The 15,892-nt window shown below is 67.1% G+C and carries 14 protein-coding genes; 5 read left to right on the forward strand and 9 right to left on the reverse strand.

Annotation, left to right across the window (positions count from 1 at the left end; all coding sequences use genetic code 11):
• Positions 1 to 28: 28 nt before the first annotated feature.
• Both hisG and M7H19_RS05120 read right to left on the reverse strand, forming a co-directional pair.
• On the reverse strand, positions 29 to 874 hold the full coding sequence (hisG, locus tag M7H19_RS05115; RefSeq protein WP_298177731.1) for an ATP phosphoribosyltransferase: 846 nt from the start codon (positions 872 to 874) through the stop codon (positions 29 to 31).
• 125 nt (positions 875 to 999) lie between these two features.
• On the reverse strand, positions 1,000 to 1,263 hold the full coding sequence (locus M7H19_RS05120) for a phosphoribosyl-ATP diphosphatase (RefSeq protein WP_298177650.1): 264 nt from the start codon (positions 1,261 to 1,263) through the stop codon (positions 1,000 to 1,002).
• Positions 1,264 to 1,411: 148 nt separating this feature from the next.
• On the opposite strand from M7H19_RS05120, the gene M7H19_RS05125 reads away from it, so the two are divergent.
• Positions 1,412 to 2,215, forward strand: a complete 804-nt coding sequence (locus M7H19_RS05125; protein ID WP_298177652.1) for a class I SAM-dependent methyltransferase — start codon at positions 1,412 to 1,414, stop codon at positions 2,213 to 2,215.
• Positions 2,216 to 2,222: 7 nt separating this feature from the next.
• Here M7H19_RS05125 and M7H19_RS05130 read toward each other — a convergent pair whose 3' ends face one another.
• The gene (locus M7H19_RS05130; protein ID WP_298177654.1) at positions 2,223 to 2,912 is read right to left on the reverse strand and encodes an HAD family phosphatase; all 690 of its coding nucleotides are present in this window, start codon (positions 2,910 to 2,912) and stop codon (positions 2,223 to 2,225) included.
• Positions 2,913 to 3,162: 250 nt separating this feature from the next.
• On the opposite strand from M7H19_RS05130, the gene M7H19_RS05135 reads away from it, so the two are divergent.
• Positions 3,163 to 4,002 carry a PAC2 family protein gene (locus M7H19_RS05135; protein ID WP_298177733.1) on the forward strand — a complete coding sequence of 280 codons (840 nt, stop codon included), beginning with the start codon at positions 3,163 to 3,165 and terminating at the stop codon, positions 4,000 to 4,002.
• 29 nt (positions 4,003 to 4,031) lie between these two features.
• Here the strand turns inward: M7H19_RS05135 and M7H19_RS05140 are convergent, their stop codons facing one another.
• Positions 4,032 to 4,856: a metallophosphoesterase gene (locus tag M7H19_RS05140; protein ID WP_298177656.1), complete on the reverse strand. Its 825-nt coding sequence runs from the start codon at positions 4,854 to 4,856 to the stop codon at positions 4,032 to 4,034.
• Between the two features lie 181 nt (positions 4,857 to 5,037).
• On the opposite strand from M7H19_RS05140, the gene M7H19_RS05145 reads away from it, so the two are divergent.
• On the forward strand, positions 5,038 to 6,666 hold the full coding sequence (locus M7H19_RS05145; protein WP_298177658.1) for an ABC-F family ATP-binding cassette domain-containing protein: 1,629 nt from the start codon (positions 5,038 to 5,040) through the stop codon (positions 6,664 to 6,666).
• A gap of 38 nt (positions 6,667 to 6,704) precedes the next feature.
• Here M7H19_RS05145 and mshC read toward each other — a convergent pair whose 3' ends face one another.
• Complete coding sequence (gene mshC, locus M7H19_RS05150; RefSeq protein ID WP_298177660.1) at positions 6,705 to 7,952, reverse strand: cysteine--1-D-myo-inosityl 2-amino-2-deoxy-alpha-D-glucopyranoside ligase; 1,248 nt, start codon at positions 7,950 to 7,952, stop codon at positions 6,705 to 6,707.
• A 26-nt stretch (positions 7,953 to 7,978) separates the two neighbouring features.
• A complete protein-coding gene (locus tag M7H19_RS05155; protein WP_298177662.1) occupies positions 7,979 to 8,569 on the reverse strand; it encodes a TetR family transcriptional regulator C-terminal domain-containing protein in 591 nt (196 codons plus the stop codon).
• Positions 8,570 to 8,633: 64 nt separating this feature from the next.
• On the opposite strand from M7H19_RS05155, the gene M7H19_RS05160 reads away from it, so the two are divergent.
• Together M7H19_RS05160 and M7H19_RS05165 are read left to right on the forward strand one after the other, a co-directional pair.
• Complete coding sequence (locus M7H19_RS05160; RefSeq protein ID WP_298177665.1) at positions 8,634 to 10,016, forward strand: cytochrome P450; 1,383 nt, start codon at positions 8,634 to 8,636, stop codon at positions 10,014 to 10,016.
• 84 nt (positions 10,017 to 10,100) lie between these two features.
• Positions 10,101 to 11,318 (forward strand): S8 family serine peptidase, encoded by a 1,218-nt coding sequence (locus tag M7H19_RS05165; RefSeq protein ID WP_298177666.1) that lies wholly within the window; start codon positions 10,101 to 10,103, stop codon positions 11,316 to 11,318.
• Between the two features lie 92 nt (positions 11,319 to 11,410).
• Here the strand turns inward: M7H19_RS05165 and M7H19_RS05170 are convergent, their stop codons facing one another.
• From M7H19_RS05170 to M7H19_RS05180, 3 genes are all read right to left on the reverse strand, one after another.
• Positions 11,411 to 12,112, reverse strand: coding sequence for a Clp protease N-terminal domain-containing protein (locus M7H19_RS05170; protein ID WP_298177668.1), 702 nt, complete (start codon positions 12,110 to 12,112; stop codon positions 11,411 to 11,413).
• A gap of 245 nt (positions 12,113 to 12,357) precedes the next feature.
• Positions 12,358 to 14,325 (reverse strand): VWA domain-containing protein, encoded by a 1,968-nt coding sequence (locus M7H19_RS05175; RefSeq protein WP_298177670.1) that lies wholly within the window; start codon positions 14,323 to 14,325, stop codon positions 12,358 to 12,360.
• A gap of 10 nt (positions 14,326 to 14,335) precedes the next feature.
• Positions 14,336 to 15,754, reverse strand: coding sequence for an ATP-binding protein (locus tag M7H19_RS05180; protein WP_298177672.1), 1,419 nt, complete (start codon positions 15,752 to 15,754; stop codon positions 14,336 to 14,338).
• Positions 15,755 to 15,892: the final 138 nt, after the last annotated feature.

Consider the following 15,892-nt stretch of genomic DNA (forward strand, 5'->3'; position numbering starts at 1 on the left):
GCGGCGTGGTCCGGACATCGTCTCGGTGTCAGAGTCGGCAGGCCCGGATGTCGGATGCCAGGATAGCGCGGGCACCGACCGCCGCGAGCTCATCCATGATCGCGTTCACGCGTTTGCGTGGCACCATCGCCCGCACGGCCACCCTGTCGGTGTGGGCGAGAGGGGCGACCGTCGGAGACTCCAGGCCGGGTGTGATGGAGATGGCCTGTTCGAGCAGTTCACGCGGGCAGTTGTAGTCCAGCATCATGTACTGCTGGGCGAACACCACGCCCTGCAACCGTGCGGCCAACTGGGCGATCTGCGCTGACTGCTCGGCCTCCGCCCTGCGCACGAGCACAGCCTCGGATACGCAGATCGGCTCGCCGAACGCGACGAGGTTGTGTTGCCGCAGTGTCCGTCCGGAACCGACGACGTCGGCGATGGCGTCGGCCACCCCGAGCTGCACCGAGATTTCCACGGCACCGTCCAGTCTGATGACTTCCGCCTCGATGCCGTGCCGGGCGAGGTCGTCCCGTACCAGCCTCGGGTACGACGTGGCCAACCGCTTGCCCTGCAGGTCCTGCACCGTCCACTCGTGTTCGGCGGGAGCGGCGTAGCGGAACGTCGAGCCACCGAATCCGAGCGAGAGCGTCTCCACCACCGGCGCGCCGGAGTCGAGCGCGAGGTCCCGTCCGGTGATACCGAGATCGAGATCACCCGAGCCCACGTAGATGGGGATGTCCTTGGGGCGCAGGAAGAAGAACTCCACCTCGTTCACCGGGTCCAAAACGGTGAGATCACGCTGCTCATGTCGCTGCCGGTAGCCCGCCTCGCCGAGCATCTCCGACGCCGGCCCCGCCAGCGCTCCCTTGTTCGGCACTGCGACCCGCAGCATGATGGTGTCCTTCCTCACGTGACAATCGTGTGTGCGCGTGTGCGACGTGGCGGCCACGCCTTTCGCGCAACGTTCACTTCACCGCTTCCGAACATACGGCGCCACCCCGTTTCACGAGACGACGCTCACAGGTACCGGTAGACGTCCTCCAACGTCACGCCCCGGCCCAGCATCAGCACCTGCACTCGGTACAGCAGTTGCGAAATCTCCTCGGCCAGCCGCTCGTCCGACTCGTACTCTGCGGCGATCCACACCTCGCCCGCCTCTTCCAGCACCTTCTTGCCCTGGGCATGAACGCCGGCCGCCAGCGCCTCGACTGTGCCCGACCCCTCGGGCCGGGTGCGGGCACGCTCGGACAGCTCGGCGTAAAGCTCATCGAAGGTCTTCACGAAACAGATCCTCGCATCCGCCGCCGCCTTCCCGTCGAGAGGCCCGCGCCGACCGGGAACAGTTCAGCGATGACCTTGGTTGTCCCCGTTGGCGGCATAGACTTGCTGAATCGACCCACTTGCCGTGCGCCAACGGAAAGGCTGTGGTATGGGAAACAACAGGTTGCCGAACGACAACGCCGATCGCTCGCGCGAGCACGGGCGGCTGGATGTGCGGTTACCCGAGCACGTGGAAAACATCGACCAGGACAACGAGTACTGCTCTGTGCTGCTCGACGGCTCCTGGCAGCAGGTGCGGTTCCACGACTACGACCGAATCTTCACCATCCCTGGTCTTTACGAACAACTGTTCCACGACCTCCTCGACTGCCGCTCTCCCGACGTCATCGGCAAGCTGCTGAAAGAAGAGCTGCAGCGCGACAACGTGGCCGCTTCGTCACTGCGGGTCCTCGATCTCGGGGCCGGTAATGGAGTGGTCGGCGAGCAACTCCGGACGGTCGGCGCGGGCTACCTGGTCGGCGCGGACATCATCAGCGAAGCCAAGAATGCCGCGTTGCGGGATCGACCCGAGGTGTACGACGACTACCACGTCGTCGACATGACCCAGTTGACGGAGTCGGAACAGGAAACCTTCGCCGGCCACAGGTTCAACGCGCTGTCGTGCGTGGCGGCGCTCGGCTACGGCGACATCCCGCCCGCAGCGTTCCGCGCCGCCTTCAACTTCGTCTCCGACGGAGGGTGGGTCGCGTTCACCATCAAGGACCGGTTCCTGTCCGACTCCGACACCTCGGGTTTCGCCCGGTTGATCGAACGTTGCACCGAGGCGGGCATCCTGAATGTCCGCGTGTCGGAACGGTACCGGCACCGGGTCAATGTGCGCGGTGAGCCACTCCACTACGTGGCACTGGTGGGGAACAAGCAGTCGGACATCCCCGCTGATCTCCTGCCCTGACGCCGTGTCAGCACGGGGTGCGGAGCACCTCGTTCAGCACCGTCGCGTCAACGCCGACGAGTGACGAACGGAACACCCTCCGTGGCCCGGGCGGCACGTCCACCTCGTTGGGCACGACGAGCACCGTGCAGCCCGCGGCCGCGGCGGACTCCGCACCCACCGGGGAGTCCTCCACGGCCACGCAGTGTGTCGGGTCGACGCCGAGGAGGCGCGCAGCCCGCAAATACGGCTCGGGGTGAGGTTTGTTGAGCCCGTCCACCTCGTCGCCGCAGACGGTGGTGTCGAACAGTTCCGCTCCGATGGTGCGAAGCGCCAGCTCGGTCAGTGGCCGTTCGGTGGAGGTGACCAGCGCGGACGGGATGCCTGCCTCGCGCACGGCCACAAGCGCGTCGCGAGCGCCCTCACGCCACGGCAACTCGTCGGCGAACAACGTTCTCGTGCGATCGCGGATCCACTCGGCGACCTCGGCCGCCGACCGGTCGTCGACGGGGTGCCCGGTCACCTCCAGTAGGTACCGGGAGGTGAGGGTCATGTTCGCTCCCACGAGCGTCGCACGCTGCGCAGGTGTCAACTCACCTCCCAACCGCTCCGCCGCTCCGTGGAGCGCGATGTCCCACAGCTTCTCCGAATCGACGAGTGTGCCGTCCATGTCCCAGAACACGGCGGCAACTCCGTCCACAGCGGACGGTATGTCCACGGCTTCTCCTTCGAATCGACCGGGTCTCGACACTGCCACATTGCTGTCGAAGACGCGCCACTTCCTTGCGGTCCCGTATCCGGCGCCTCCGACAGCCTACGGACCCGGTCATACCGCATACGCAGCGTGTGCCCCGAGGCCCGGCGCCCGCGGACGGATTCCCGGAAATACCGGATCGGGCCGTAGGCTGGTAACTGTGAGTACGCCCTTCGACGAGACGACGCAGAACCGGTCGGAATCGAAGCCGGTGATGATCCTGGCTTTCGAAGGCTGGAACGACGCTGGTGATGCAGCCAGCACTGCGTTGGAGCACCTACAGCTGAACTGGGACGCCAAGCCCCTGGCCGAGATCGACCCGGACGACTACTACGACTTCCAAGTCAGCCGCCCCACCGTACGACTGGTGGACGGCGTGCCCAGGCGGGTCGAGTGGCCGACGACGAGGCTGTCGGTGTGCAGACCGGAAGGGGTCGACCACGACATCGTGTTGGTGCACGGCCCCGAACCCAACCTGCGCTGGCGGGCGTTCTGCAACGAGCTGTTGGAACACATCGACCGGCTCGGGGTATCGACCGTGGTGACATTGGGTGCGCTACTGGCCGACACTGCGCACACCCGCCCGGTCCCGGTCACCGGAACGGCCTACGACGCCGATGCCGCAGCCCGGTTCGGACTGGAGCGCAACCGCTACGAGGGGCCGACCGGCATCGTCGGCGTGCTGCAGGACGCGTGCGTGAACGCGGGGGTGCCCGCGGTGTCGGTATGGGCCGCCGTGCCGCACTACGTGTCCCATCCTCCATCGCCGAAAGCCACTTTGGCGCTGCTGCGCAAACTGGAGGACGTACTCGACGTGCGTATTCCGATGGGCGCTCTCCCGGAGCAGGCCGAGGAATGGCAGCAGACGGTGACCGAGATGGCCGACGAAGACGACGAGGTGAGCGAGTACGTGCGCAGCCTCGAGGAACTCGGCGACGCCGAAATCGTGCTCGACGAGATCAGCGGTGACAAACTCGCCGCGGAGTTCGAACGCTACCTGCGCAGGCACCGCCCCGATGGCGGTGGTGGGAGCTCAGGATCGACTGAGGAGTAGAGAACGGTCCTCCGGGTTCGACAAGTCCGTCACAACACGCGCCGAACGGGCACAGCGCCCCGCGCACGCCGACTCCACTCACGCGGGTAGCCCAGCGACACTTCCTCGAAGCGCACCCCGTCACGATAGGTGGTGCGCGGAATGTGCAGATGTCCGTACACGGCGACCTCCGCGCGGTAACGCACGTGCCAATCGCTGGTCTCCTCGGTACCGCACCACATGGCGAACTCCGGGTAGTACAACGGCTCGGTGGGATGCCGGTGCAGCGGCCAGTGTGAGACGAGGACCGTGCCGTGGTCGGAAGGGATGTCGACCAGGCGCTTTTCGCTGTATTCCAGCCGCTGTGAACACCACTCCTGACGGCTGGGGTAGGGGTCGGGGTGCAGGAGGTACTCGTCGGTGCACACCACCCCCGCTTCCCTCGCCTGCCGCAGCGCCTCAGACAGTGGCGCTCCCTCGGCCGACGGGGTACGCCAGCTGTAGTCGTAGAGGAGGAACAGCGGGGCCACCACGAGCGGCCGTTGCGCGTGTCGCCACACGGGGAACTCGTCCTCCGGTGTGAGCACGTCGATGCCGCGGCAGCGATCCACCAACTCACGGTAGCGGTCCTCACCACGATGCTGATCAGGGTCTTTGACCGTGGTCCACAACTCGTGGTTGCCGGGAACCCACACCACGGTCGCGAATCGCTCCCGCAGCCGCGCGAGCGTGTCGATAACCGCACCCATCCGTTCCCCCACGTCACCCGCCACGATCAACCAGTCCTCGGGGGTTTCGGGACGGATCTGGTCCACGAAAGGTTCGTTGCCCCGGTGGGTGATGTGTAGGTCACTGGTGGCATACAGGTTGGGCACGTACCCACAGTATCCGGTAGGGGCAAGCCCTCGACTCTTCGGAGCGAAATCGTTGGCGGTCATGGAATCAGCGCGTTACAGTCGAGGCGCCATGAAAAACTGACACCGAGTCCGCACCCGCGCCCAGAGGCACTTGCCCGGCGGGTGGTCGATGCTCTCCCCCACGGACCGGTGGTGCTTCATGCCTTCCTCTCCTTCCCTTCGTGTTCGCGACCTCGTCTTCGCCTACCGGGACCGCATCGTCTTCGACGGACTGAACCTCACCGTCGGAACAGGCCGCAGGGTCGGCCTGGTGGGTGAGAACGGCGTCGGCAAGTCCACCCTGCTCCGGCTGCTGGCGCGACGGCTCCGTCCCCGGGCGGGGGTCGTTGAGGGTGGTGGCGACATCGGTTTTCTGCATCAGGAGCTGCCTTTTCCCGGCACGGCGACACTGCGGGAAGTCCTCGACGACGCACTGGCCGACATCCGCCGGGCCGCCGAACGCCTCGACGAACTGGGCGAACGCCTGCACGACCGGCCCGACGACACGCAAGCCCTCGAAGAGTACAGTCGCGTACTGGAATGGGCACAGGCACACGACCTGTGGGACGCCGACCGCCGCGCCACGCTCGTGTGCGAAGGGCTTGGGCTGGTCGGCATCGCACCGGAACGTGCGATCGCCACTTTGTCCGGTGGTCAGCGGTGCAGGCTCGCGTTGGCCACGCTGTTGATCCGCTCACCGGAGACCCTGGTACTGGACGAACCCACCAACCATCTCGACGACAGCGCCCTCGATTTCGTGCAGGCGCAGCTGGCATCGCACTCGGGTGTCGTGGTGCTGTCCTCCCACGATCGCGTGTTCCTGGACGCGGTGTGCACAGACATCGTCGATCTCGACCCGGCGCTGGACGGGCCCGCTCGGTACGGTGGCGCGTACTCGGACTATCTCGACCACAAGCGCGCCGAACGGGCGCGATGGGAGCAGCGTTACGCCGAGCAGCGCAGCGAGTTGCGGCGACTCCGGCATTCCGTGGCGGTGACGGCACGACACGTCGCGCCGGACAGGGCACCACGGGACAACGCGAAGAAGGCGTACGACTACGCCGCGGGCCGGGTACAGAAGCAGGTGTCCCGGCGGGTGCGGGCAGCACGGCTGAGACTGTCCGAACTCGAACAGACTCAGGTGCGCAAGCCTCCTTCGCCACTGCGGTTCGCCGGGGCGCTCACGCGTGAGGCCGGCTCCCAGCCGCGAACAGCGCTGTCGGCCCGGCATGTGGCCGTGTCGGGCCGGCTTCCGACGGTGCCCGCACTGGACGTCCACATCGGTGGCGAACAGGCGAGCCAACTGCTGATCACCGGGGCGAACGGAACGGGCAAATCCACATTGCTGTCGCTGCTGGCGGGCAAGCTCTCCCCCACCCACGGCACAGTGCGGCGGGAGCACGGCATCAAGGTCGCGCTGTTGGAACAGGACGTCGTTTTCGGCGACCCGTCCCGCACTCCCGCACAGCTCTATGACGCCGTCACCGCGGCCAACCGCCGACCCGCGCCGGAATTGGCCACATTGGGACTGGTCGCTTCGAAGGAACTCAACCGTCCCGTGGGATCCCTGTCCGTGGGGCAGCGCCGCCGGATCGCACTCGCCCTGCTGATCGCGGACCCGCCCCACGTGCTGTTGTTGGACGAGCCCACCAACCACATCTCCCTCACCCTCGCCGAGGAACTGTCCGAGGCCCTCGACTCGACCCCGGGTGCGGTGGTCCTGGCCTCACACGACCGGTGGTTGCGCAGGCGGTGGGACCACGCCGAACTGGCATTGCCCACGACGTGAGCCGACGATGAGTTCAGCGGGGCCCCGCGCTCGCGCCGCTACAGCACCACACCCAACAGGGAGTCGACCGCGGCGCGCACGAGCGCGGGCGCGGATTCGCTTCCGGTCGCACCGGAACGGTGGCGCAGCGCCTCGTTCACCCACGCGTCGACCGCGGCCAACGCCTTCGGGGTGTTGAGGTCGTCGGCCAGGTGCTCGCGCAAGCGGTCGACGGTGGCCTCGGCGTCCGGGCCGGACGGCAATGACACCGCCTCCCGCCACCGCGCCAGTCGACTGTTGGCCTGTGCCAGCAGTTCGTCGGTCCACTCCCGGTCTTCCCGGTAGTGACCCGCGAACAAGGCCAGCCGGATGGCCGACGGATCGACGTCGTCCGCCCGTAACCGCGAGACGAACACCAGATTGCCCTTGGACTTCGACATCTTCTCGCCGTCGAGACCGATCATCCCGGCGTGCACGTAGTGCCGCGCGAACGGGTACTCACCGGCAAGCGCCTCGGCGTGGGCCGCGCTGAATTCGTGGTGCGGGAACGCGAGGTCGGAACCGCCTCCCTGCACGTCGAAGCCGATGCCCAGGTGGTTGAGCGCGATGGCGCTGCACTCGATGTGCCATCCGGGGCGGCCCCGCCCGAGGCTGCTCTCCCAGGCCGGTTCACCGGGCCGCGCGGCACGCCACAGCAAGGCGTCGAGGGGGTCGCGCTTGCCGGGCCGTTGCGGATCTCCCCCTCGTTCCGGGAAGACCGCGCGCATCGTCTCCTCTTCGTAGTTCGACTCGTAACCGAACCGACCGGTGAACGTGCGGTCGAAGTACACGTCGGGATACTCGGGGTCGTCGACCCGGTAGGCGGCACCGTTCGAGAGCAGCTTCTCGATCACCTCGACGATCTCGGGAACGGACTCCACCGCGCCCACGAAGTCGCGTGGCGGAAGCACCCTCAACGCTTCCATGTCCTCGCGGAACAACGCGGTCTCGCGCAAACCCAGCGCGATCCAGTCTTCGGAGTCCCGCTCGGCCCGCTCCAGCAGGGGGTCGTCGATGTCGGTGACGTTCTGGACGTAGTGCACCTCGTGCCCGGCGTCCAGCCACAGCCGATACACGAGGTCGAATGCCAGATACGTCGCGGCATGCCCGAGGTGGGTGGCGTCGTAAGGGGTGATTCCGCAGACGTACATCCTGGCCACACGTCCCGGTGCCGTAGGGCGAACCTGACCGGTCGCCGTGTCGTAGAGCCTCACAGGGCGCGGAGTTCCGGGAACGCGGGGGACGGCTACCGAGGACCAAGTCTGCATAACTCAACCCTATGCGTGGCTACCCATCATTGTTCCGTGTGGTGCGGGCGAACCCACACGGCCTTAACACCACGGCGCAGTTCCTCACCGGTGGGTGATTCCTCCGGGTCGAGGATCCACTGCACCGCGAGCCCGTCGCAGACGGCGATGACGAAGCTGGCGACGGCTCTAGCGGACGGGTCGTCGGGTGTCGTACCGTCTCCGAGCGACTCCGCGACGAGTTCCGCGACGCGGGCACGGCATCGGCGATAGTGTTCGGCGAACTGTTGCCTCAGCTCGGGCGCGCGTTCGGCCTGCGCCAATGCCTCCAGGTACGAGACCACGAGTTCGCGCTCGCGGGCCAATCCCTCGAGCATGACCGACCAAGCCGAGAACCCGCGTTCCGCCGGTGACGCGGTGGGGTCGGCCATCGCTATCCGGGCGAGTTGTTCGGCCCATTCCTGGATCACTTCACCTATGGCCTCGTTGAGCAGCCCGGCCTTCGACCCGAAGTGGTAGCCGATGGAGGCCAGGTTGGTGCTCGATTCGGCCACGAGATCGCGAGCCGTGATGTGTGCGTATCCCTTGGTTCGCAATAACCGCCGCGCGGCCGCGAGCAGGTCTTCTCGGTGGCCCACATCCGTAGAGGGTACGGCACTCGTGGGTAGACACCGGATCTAGACGAGCGTATAAATCAAGGTCATGGCGACCGACATCACACCGCCCGTCGTGAAGATTGACGATGTCACCGCGACGCGGGAGCCACCCGGCCCTCGCCTGCCCGTGGCGGTGCAGACACCGCTGTTTGGTTTCCTACGCCAGTACTGGCTCCCCCGGCTGAGGCTGCGCTACGGCGACATCGTGCGGTTGCGGGTCTACCCCGGACGGTCGGTCGTCCTGCTCTCCGACGTGGAACACATCCGTGCCGTGTTCGCAGGCCCTCCGTCGGTGTTCCACGCGGGCGAGGGAAACGTCATCCTCAAACCCGCCATGGGGGAACACTCGGTGCTACTCACCGACGAGGCCGTGCACCTACGCGCCCGCAAGCTGCTCATGCCCGCGTTCAACGGGGCGTCCCTGCGCGGATACCGCGACATGATCACCGAACTGGCCGAGGCCGAGGTCCGACGCTGGCCGTCGGGCCGGGCGTTCTCGTCGCACCTGCGAATGCAGGAGCTGACCCTGGAAGTGATCCTGCGCGTGGTGTTCGGGGTCTCGCGGGGGCCTCGCCTCGACGAACTGCGACACCTCCTACGCCGCATCGTCGATCTCAACCCCGTCGACCTGATCGGCTGGTACAACCCGAAGTTCCAAAAGATCGGACCATGGCGCCGGTACGCACTCACACAGCGGCGTGTCGATCAGCTGCTCTACGCCGAGATCGCCGAACGCCGTCGCGTGACCGATCTCGACGAACGCCACGACGTGCTGTCCCGCCTGCTCACCGTCTCCGCCCGGGCCGAAGACGAGGCCCCGCTCACCGATGCCGAGCTGCGCGACCAGCTCATCACCCTGCTTCTGGCGGGGCATGAGACGACCGCCACCGCACTGGCGTGGGCACTGCACGAACTGGCTCGCGACCCGGTCGAACTCGACAAGGCCGTCCGCGCCGCCGACGACGGCGACGACAAGCACCTCGAAGCGGTGATCAAGGAAGCCATGCGGCTGCACCCGGTGATCTCGGAAGTGGCGCGGCGCCTCAAGCGAGACATCCAGATCGGTGACATCCGCATTTCGAAGGGGCACACGGTGATGCCCTCGATCTCGCTGGTGCACAGCGATTCCGCCCACCATCCCGACCCGGATCGGTTCCGGCCGGAACGGTTCCTCGGCTCCGGCCCGGCGAGCGGAACGTGGTTCCCGTTCGGCGGCGGGGTCCGTCGCTGCCTGGGCGCGGGATTCTCGCTGTTGGAAGCGGTGATCATGCTGCGGGCGATCCTCACCCATCACCGGATCGCTCCCGATCGACCGCGTCGTGAGCGCACCAAGCCCCGCAACATCACGATGGTGCCCGCACGGGGCGCCCGCCTCGTCACCTCTCCTCGCAAGATCACGGAAAGTCACAATTCAACTCGCATAGCGTAACGACATGGTGACGATCCTCACATAGGCTGGGAGATGTCGCGCCCCACGGGCGCTCCGATGTCCCGCTGAGGAAAGAGGTGCGTCATGACCACGATGAACGGCCCCGCCGAGGGCGACACGGGCACTGGCCGCTACCTGGTGCTGCTTCAAGAGGATTCCGCCGCGGCGGGACTGCGCACGATGGAACGCGTGGCGGGACTGCGGGTGGCCAGCACGGCCGATGTGTCCAGTGTGGGCGCTGCCGACGCGTTGCGTGGAGCCAATGGATTGTTGTTGCACGAACTCGGAGTCGCGGTGGTGAGGGCGGAACCCGACCAGGCCGACTTCCTGACTCGAGCCGTCGGCGAGGGTGGGCCGCTCGCCCTCGTCGAGCGGGAACGCATCGTGCACGCCTACACCGCTCCCTCGACGGAATCCGGTGAGGGCCAAGGGGAAGCCTTGGCAGACCCGGCACAGGCCTCCCTGACCTGGGGGTTGCAAGCCATCGGTGCCGCTGACAGCACAGCCACCGGCGCCGGGATCAGGGTCGCGGTCCTCGACACCGGATTCACGCCCGACCACCCGGATTTCGCCGACCGCGACGTGGAAGTACGGTCTTTTGTGGACGGCGAGGACGCCACCGACGGACACGGCCACGGCACCCACTGCATCGGCACGGCCTGCGGGCCACGCGAGCCCGCCCAGGGACCGGGCTACGGAGTGGCCCACCAGGCGGAGATCTACGCGGGCAAAGTGCTCAGCAACTCGGGCACCGGCACCGACGGCGACATCCTGTCCGGCATCGCGTGGGCGGTCAACAGCGGATGCGCGGTGGTATCACTGTCCCTCGGCGCCCCAACCAGGCCGGGAGAGCCACACTCGCGGACATTCGAGACAGCGGCTCGCCGGGCCATGCAACGCAACACGCTCATCATCGCTGCCGCCGGCAACGAGAGCGACCGCATGGGTGGTGTGGTCGCCCCGGTGAGTCACCCGGCCAACTGTCCCTCGATCATGGCCGTGGGCGCGATCGACGCCGCCAAGGAAGTGGCCAACTTCTCGTGCGGAACGGTCGACCCGAACGGAGCCGTCGACATCATGGGCCCGGGGGTGAACATCCACTCGAGCTGGATCATGCCCGAGCAGTACAACACCATCAGCGGCACCAGTATGGCCACCCCACACGTGGCCGGAGTGGCCGCGCTGATCGCCGAGCAGCACGGTGCGCGCGCATGGGAACTGTGGGCTCGATTGGGCCAGAACGGGCTACGCCTTCCACTTCCTTCCACTGACGTGGGGGCGGGACTCGTTCAGGCGCCGTGATCACACCGCGCCGACCCGGGCTTCCACGCCCACGCCCCCTTCGCCCTCTTCGGATGGAGTAGAACGGCAACGCACCGTGGAGGCCGAGGTTTCTAGGAAGCCTCGGCCTCCACGGCAGCGACGACTGCCTCCTCGACGCCCTCTCTACGGAAACCGAGTTCGGACAGGACCCCGTTGCCGTTCTCGTGCTCCACGAGAGCGAGGAGGATGTGCTCGCTACCGACGTAGTCGTGCCCGAGCCGCAAGGCTTGCCGGAACGTCAGTTCCAACACCTTTCGGGCGCCTTGGTCGTACGGGATGAGCTCTGGCACCTCGGCCTGGGCCTCCGGAAGGAACGCGGCCGCACGGTCGCGCACCACGTCGGGGGAGACCTCGTGTTCCCGGATGACCGTGGCCGCGATCCCCTCGGAGTCACCGACCAGCCCTAAAAGCAGGTGCACCGGTGCGATCAAGGTGTTGTTCGCGGCTCGCGCCTCTTCCTGCGCCGCCATGACGACATCCCTGGCCCGGGGCGTGAACCGTCGAAAGCCCTCGGAAGGGTCGAGGGTCAACGGCTCGCTCTTCGGGACGAACCGCTTCTGTGCTGCCTGTTTGCTCACTCCCATGCTCTTGCCGATGTCGGTCCAGGACGCCCCGGAACGGCGTGCCTGGTCGACGAAGTGCCCGACGAGGTGGTCTGCCAGCTCGTCCAGATACTCGGCGGCGAGCACGGCGTCGGACAACTGCTCTAAAACGTCGGTGCGGGCCTTCTTGATCGCATCGATGAGGTCGTCGAGTCGCATCGTTGACAACATGCGTCAACCATAAGTTGACGACCTGACGTCGTCAACCCAGAGTTGACGATTCATGTCTGCCGTGCGTTCCATCCGACGCCGCAGCACGAGAAACCACGAACGGAAACAGCAGTGCCATCGCACCTACCACCACGGCGGGCCTCAAGCGAAGGGCGACCGTCGTCGAGAAAGCTGTGCCGGCGCGACCACGGTAGTGGTGCGGGCGAGGAGACCGTCCGCGATCGGCGGATCGACCTCCGACACGTTCAGCGACGTCGGCGATGGCGCAGATAGTCGCCCACCACGGCGGCACCGAGCCCGTCGAGGTCGGGTGCCACGACCCTGCCGCCCGAACGCCGTGCGAGCAGGTCCAAAAACGCCACCAACCTCGGCTCGTCACCGAGTCGGAACACGGTCAACGACGCACCCAACTTCGTGATCTTGTCCACCTCGGACAGAGTCTTGACCAGTGTTCTCGGGCTGGGCGGATAGCTGAACTCGGCAGCACCATCGGGCTCCAGGTGCGCCGTGGGCTCGCCGTCGGTGATCAGGAGCACCACCGGCTGCGCATCGGGATGCCGCCGGAGGTGACGTTCGGCCAGCAACAGCGCGTGGTGCGCGTTGGTTCCCTGCTCCCACGTGCCCTCCATGCCGACGAAATCATCGAGACGCACCGTTTGGGCATAACGGCCGAACGTCACAAGCTGCAGCGCATCACCGCGGAATCGCGTGGAGATCAGGTGGTGCAGGGCCAGCGCAGTGCGTTTCATGGGCAACCAGCGCCCCTCGGCCACCATCGACCACGACGTGTCCACGCAGAGCGCCACCGCGGCCCTCGCTCGGTGTTCGGTCTCGACGACCTCGACATCCGACACGTCGAGTCGCACCCGCCCGCCGCGGTCGGCGGTGCGCAACACCGCGTTGCGCACCGTCTGAGGCACGGCCCACGGTTCGGTGTCGCCGAACCGCCACGGCCGGGTCGCCCCCGTGGGTTCACCCGCGGCTCCGGCCGACACCGTGTCCCGCCGCCCGCTCCGACCACGCAGAGAACGCATCACATCGGCCAACGCGGCCTCACCCAGGGCGTGCACGGCCTTGGGCGTCAGTCGAAGCAGCCCGTCGAGCGTACGCTCGAACATGCCCTGAGCACACAGCTCGCGCTCCAATTCAGACAACCTCCGAGCGTCCACGGCGGCCGCCGTGCCGAGGTGCCGTTCCAGCGCCTCGAGGTCGATGTCCTCCAAGCGCGCGCCCGGATAGCTCTGGGAGAGTTGCTCCCCCAGCTCCTCGAGCTCCGACAGCTGCGTCATGGCCCGCACACCGTCCGCCAACTGCAACGCGTCGTCACCCCGGAAACGCGCGGACGATGCCCAGTCCCGGTCGGGGCGCAACGCGCGGAGCCGGTCGTCCAGCTCGGACAACTGCTGAGAGATCCGCGGGTCCCCGAACGCCTGCCGCGACAGTTCGGGGAGTTCCCGTCGCTGTTCCGGTGTCATCGAGTTCAGCAATCGCTGCGCAGCGGCGGCCCGGGCGGCGAGCACGTCGATCAGCTCGTCGATGTTCTTCGGGTTCTCCGGGAAGAACTCTCCATGACGGCGCATGAACTCCGCGAATCGCTCGTCGATGTCGCCGAAGCCCCGAGCATGTGCCGAAAGGAGGGCATTGAGGTCGACCAGCATCCGCCTCACTCGCTCGACGTCCTCGGGCGAGGTCGAGCGCAGCGACTGCTGCATGGCTTCCTTCACGCCCTCGAACCGGGACCGCAGCAGCTGCTGTCCGAGCAGCGTGCGGATGCGTTCGTAGTTCTCGCGGCCGGTCTCGGTGGCCCAGTCGTAGTCGGCGAGCTCACTCACCGCCGCGGCTGTGCCCGATGGCAACGCGTCGAGCCGCACCTTGCGAAAACGCGCTTCGTCCGAGGGATCGGCGAATACGGCACGGCGTTCGGCGTTCACCGCCTCGTCGAGCAGGCGTCGAACCTCCTGCAGGGTGCCGTCGAGCCGATGCCTGCGTTCGATCTCGGAACGCCGCTGCCACAGGCGACGTGTGAGCTCGTCGAGCCCCGGCATGGACCGGGTGCCCCGCCGCAACAGCTCATCCAGCGCCGACCGCGGTGAAGCACCCGCCAGCACGTCCTTGCCGATCTCGTCTACGGCAGCACGCAGGTCGACCGGCGGGGCGAGTGGGTCGGGACCACCGTGGTAGGGGCCGTACGAGTAGAACTCGGAAGAACTCATGGCCGTCCTCTCACGGGCCGTACACCGTGTTGACACCGTCGACGTCCTTGGCTAGACGCCGCGACAGGTACAGTGACTCCAGGGCCAGTTCCACGGCGGCCGCGAGCCGTGGGGTGGGGCCGTCGGACGACACGCCCACCCGCTGCGCCACCTCGTGCAGGACCGGCAGTTCAGGCAGCGCTTCGAGCAGCTGCGCTGCGGTCACCCGCTCACCCGTGGGGACCAGGTGTCCGTCAGCCACCGCGTCGGCCAACGGCCGTAGGTCCAGTCCTGCGAAGAGTTCAGCGGCGGCCTCGGCGACGGAACGGCGCAACAGGTGGGTCAGATGCTCGGTCTCGCGTCCTTCCTCCCCCGGCTCGAACTCGAGCTTGCCTCGCAACACGCCGGGCACCGTTTCCAGGTCCACGGGCCTGGCCACGGCTGGGTGCTCCCCCGTCAACGCCGACCGCCGAAGTGCCGCAGCCGCGACGGTCTCGGCGGCGGCGACGGCGAACCGCGCCGACACCCCGGAATGCTGGTCTACCACCGTGGAGGAACGCAGATGGCGCACGAACCGGGCGAGTACGGACAACAGCTCCTCGCCGACTTCCGCCACCAGGTGCGCCTTCTGCTTCACGACCTCCACCTCGGCGGTGACATCGAGCGGGTAGTGTGTGCGCACCTCGGCCCCGAAACGGTCCTTCAACGGCGTGATGATGCGTCCGCGGTTCGTGTAGTCCTCCGGGTTGGCCGTGGCCACCAGCAACACGTCCAGCGGCAGGCGCAGCGTGTATCCACGGATCTGGATGTCGCGTTCCTCCATGACGTTCAGCAACGCCACTTGGATGCGCTCGGCGAGGTCGGGCAACTCGTTGACTGCCACGATCCCACGGTGTGCTCTCGGTACCAGTCCGTAGTGGATCGTCTCCGGGTCGCCGAGGCTACGTCCCTCGGCGACCTTGACCGGGTCCACGTCGCCGATGAGGTCACCGACGGAGGTGTCCGGCGTGGCGAGCTTCTCGGTGTAGCGGACATCGCGGTGCAGCCACGTGACGGGCAAGTCGTCGCCGAGTTCAGCGGCACGCCGACGCGAGGCGGGCGTGATGGGATCGAGCGGATGTTCGGCCAGCTCGGCTCCCTCGATCACCGGTGTCCACTCGTCGAGCAACCCGACCAGCGTCCGCAACAACCGGGTCTTGCCCTGTCCGCGCTCGCCGAGCAACACGACGTCGTGGCCCGCGAGTAGTGCACGCTCCAGCTGCGGCAGCACGGTCCGCGAGAATCCGACGATGCCCGGCCACGGATCCCGCCCCGCGCGAAGCGTGGCGAGCAGGTTTTCCCCGATCTCGGATTTCACACTACGTGGCCGATACCCGGCGGCACGCAGTTCACCCACGGTGCGAGGCAGGTCGGTCGGTGGAGACGGCTCGGGCCGAGGCGACGGTGTCACGGTTGCGAAAGACCTCGAAGGCTGTGCTGACTCTGCTGACTGTGCTGACTGCGAAGACGGTGAAGACTGTGAAGACGCTGTCACAGCGACGACGCTACTGCCGCATTCGCCACACGTCGACGGCGAGAGGCTCCGGGT

It is taken from the genome of Saccharomonospora sp., from assembly GCF_027317685.1.
GTDB lineage: Bacteria > Actinomycetota > Actinomycetes > Mycobacteriales > Pseudonocardiaceae > Saccharomonospora.

What these genes read in the sequence shown, in the direction of transcription:
- hisG (WP_298177731.1), bottom strand. Translation starts at nt 874, where the DNA reads ATGCTGCGGGTCGCAGTGCCGAACAAGGGAGCGCTGGCGGGGCCGGCG.
- M7H19_RS05125 (WP_298177652.1), top strand. Translation starts at nt 1,412, where the DNA reads ATGGGAAACAACAGGTTGCCGAACGACAACGCCGATCGCTCGCGCGAG.
- M7H19_RS05135 (WP_298177733.1), top strand. Translation starts at nt 3,163, where the DNA reads ATGATCCTGGCTTTCGAAGGCTGGAACGACGCTGGTGATGCAGCCAGC.
- M7H19_RS05145 (WP_298177658.1), top strand. Translation starts at nt 5,038, where the DNA reads ATGCCTTCCTCTCCTTCCCTTCGTGTTCGCGACCTCGTCTTCGCCTAC.
- mshC (WP_298177660.1), bottom strand. Translation starts at nt 7,952, where the DNA reads ATGCAGACTTGGTCCTCGGTAGCCGTCCCCCGCGTTCCCGGAACTCCG.
- M7H19_RS05160 (WP_298177665.1), top strand. Translation starts at nt 8,634, where the DNA reads ATGGCGACCGACATCACACCGCCCGTCGTGAAGATTGACGATGTCACC.
- M7H19_RS05165 (WP_298177666.1), top strand. Translation starts at nt 10,101, where the DNA reads ATGACCACGATGAACGGCCCCGCCGAGGGCGACACGGGCACTGGCCGC.
- M7H19_RS05170 (WP_298177668.1), bottom strand. Translation starts at nt 12,112, where the DNA reads ATGTTGTCAACGATGCGACTCGACGACCTCATCGATGCGATCAAGAAG.
- M7H19_RS05175 (WP_298177670.1), bottom strand. Translation starts at nt 14,325, where the DNA reads ATGAGTTCTTCCGAGTTCTACTCGTACGGCCCCTACCACGGTGGTCCC.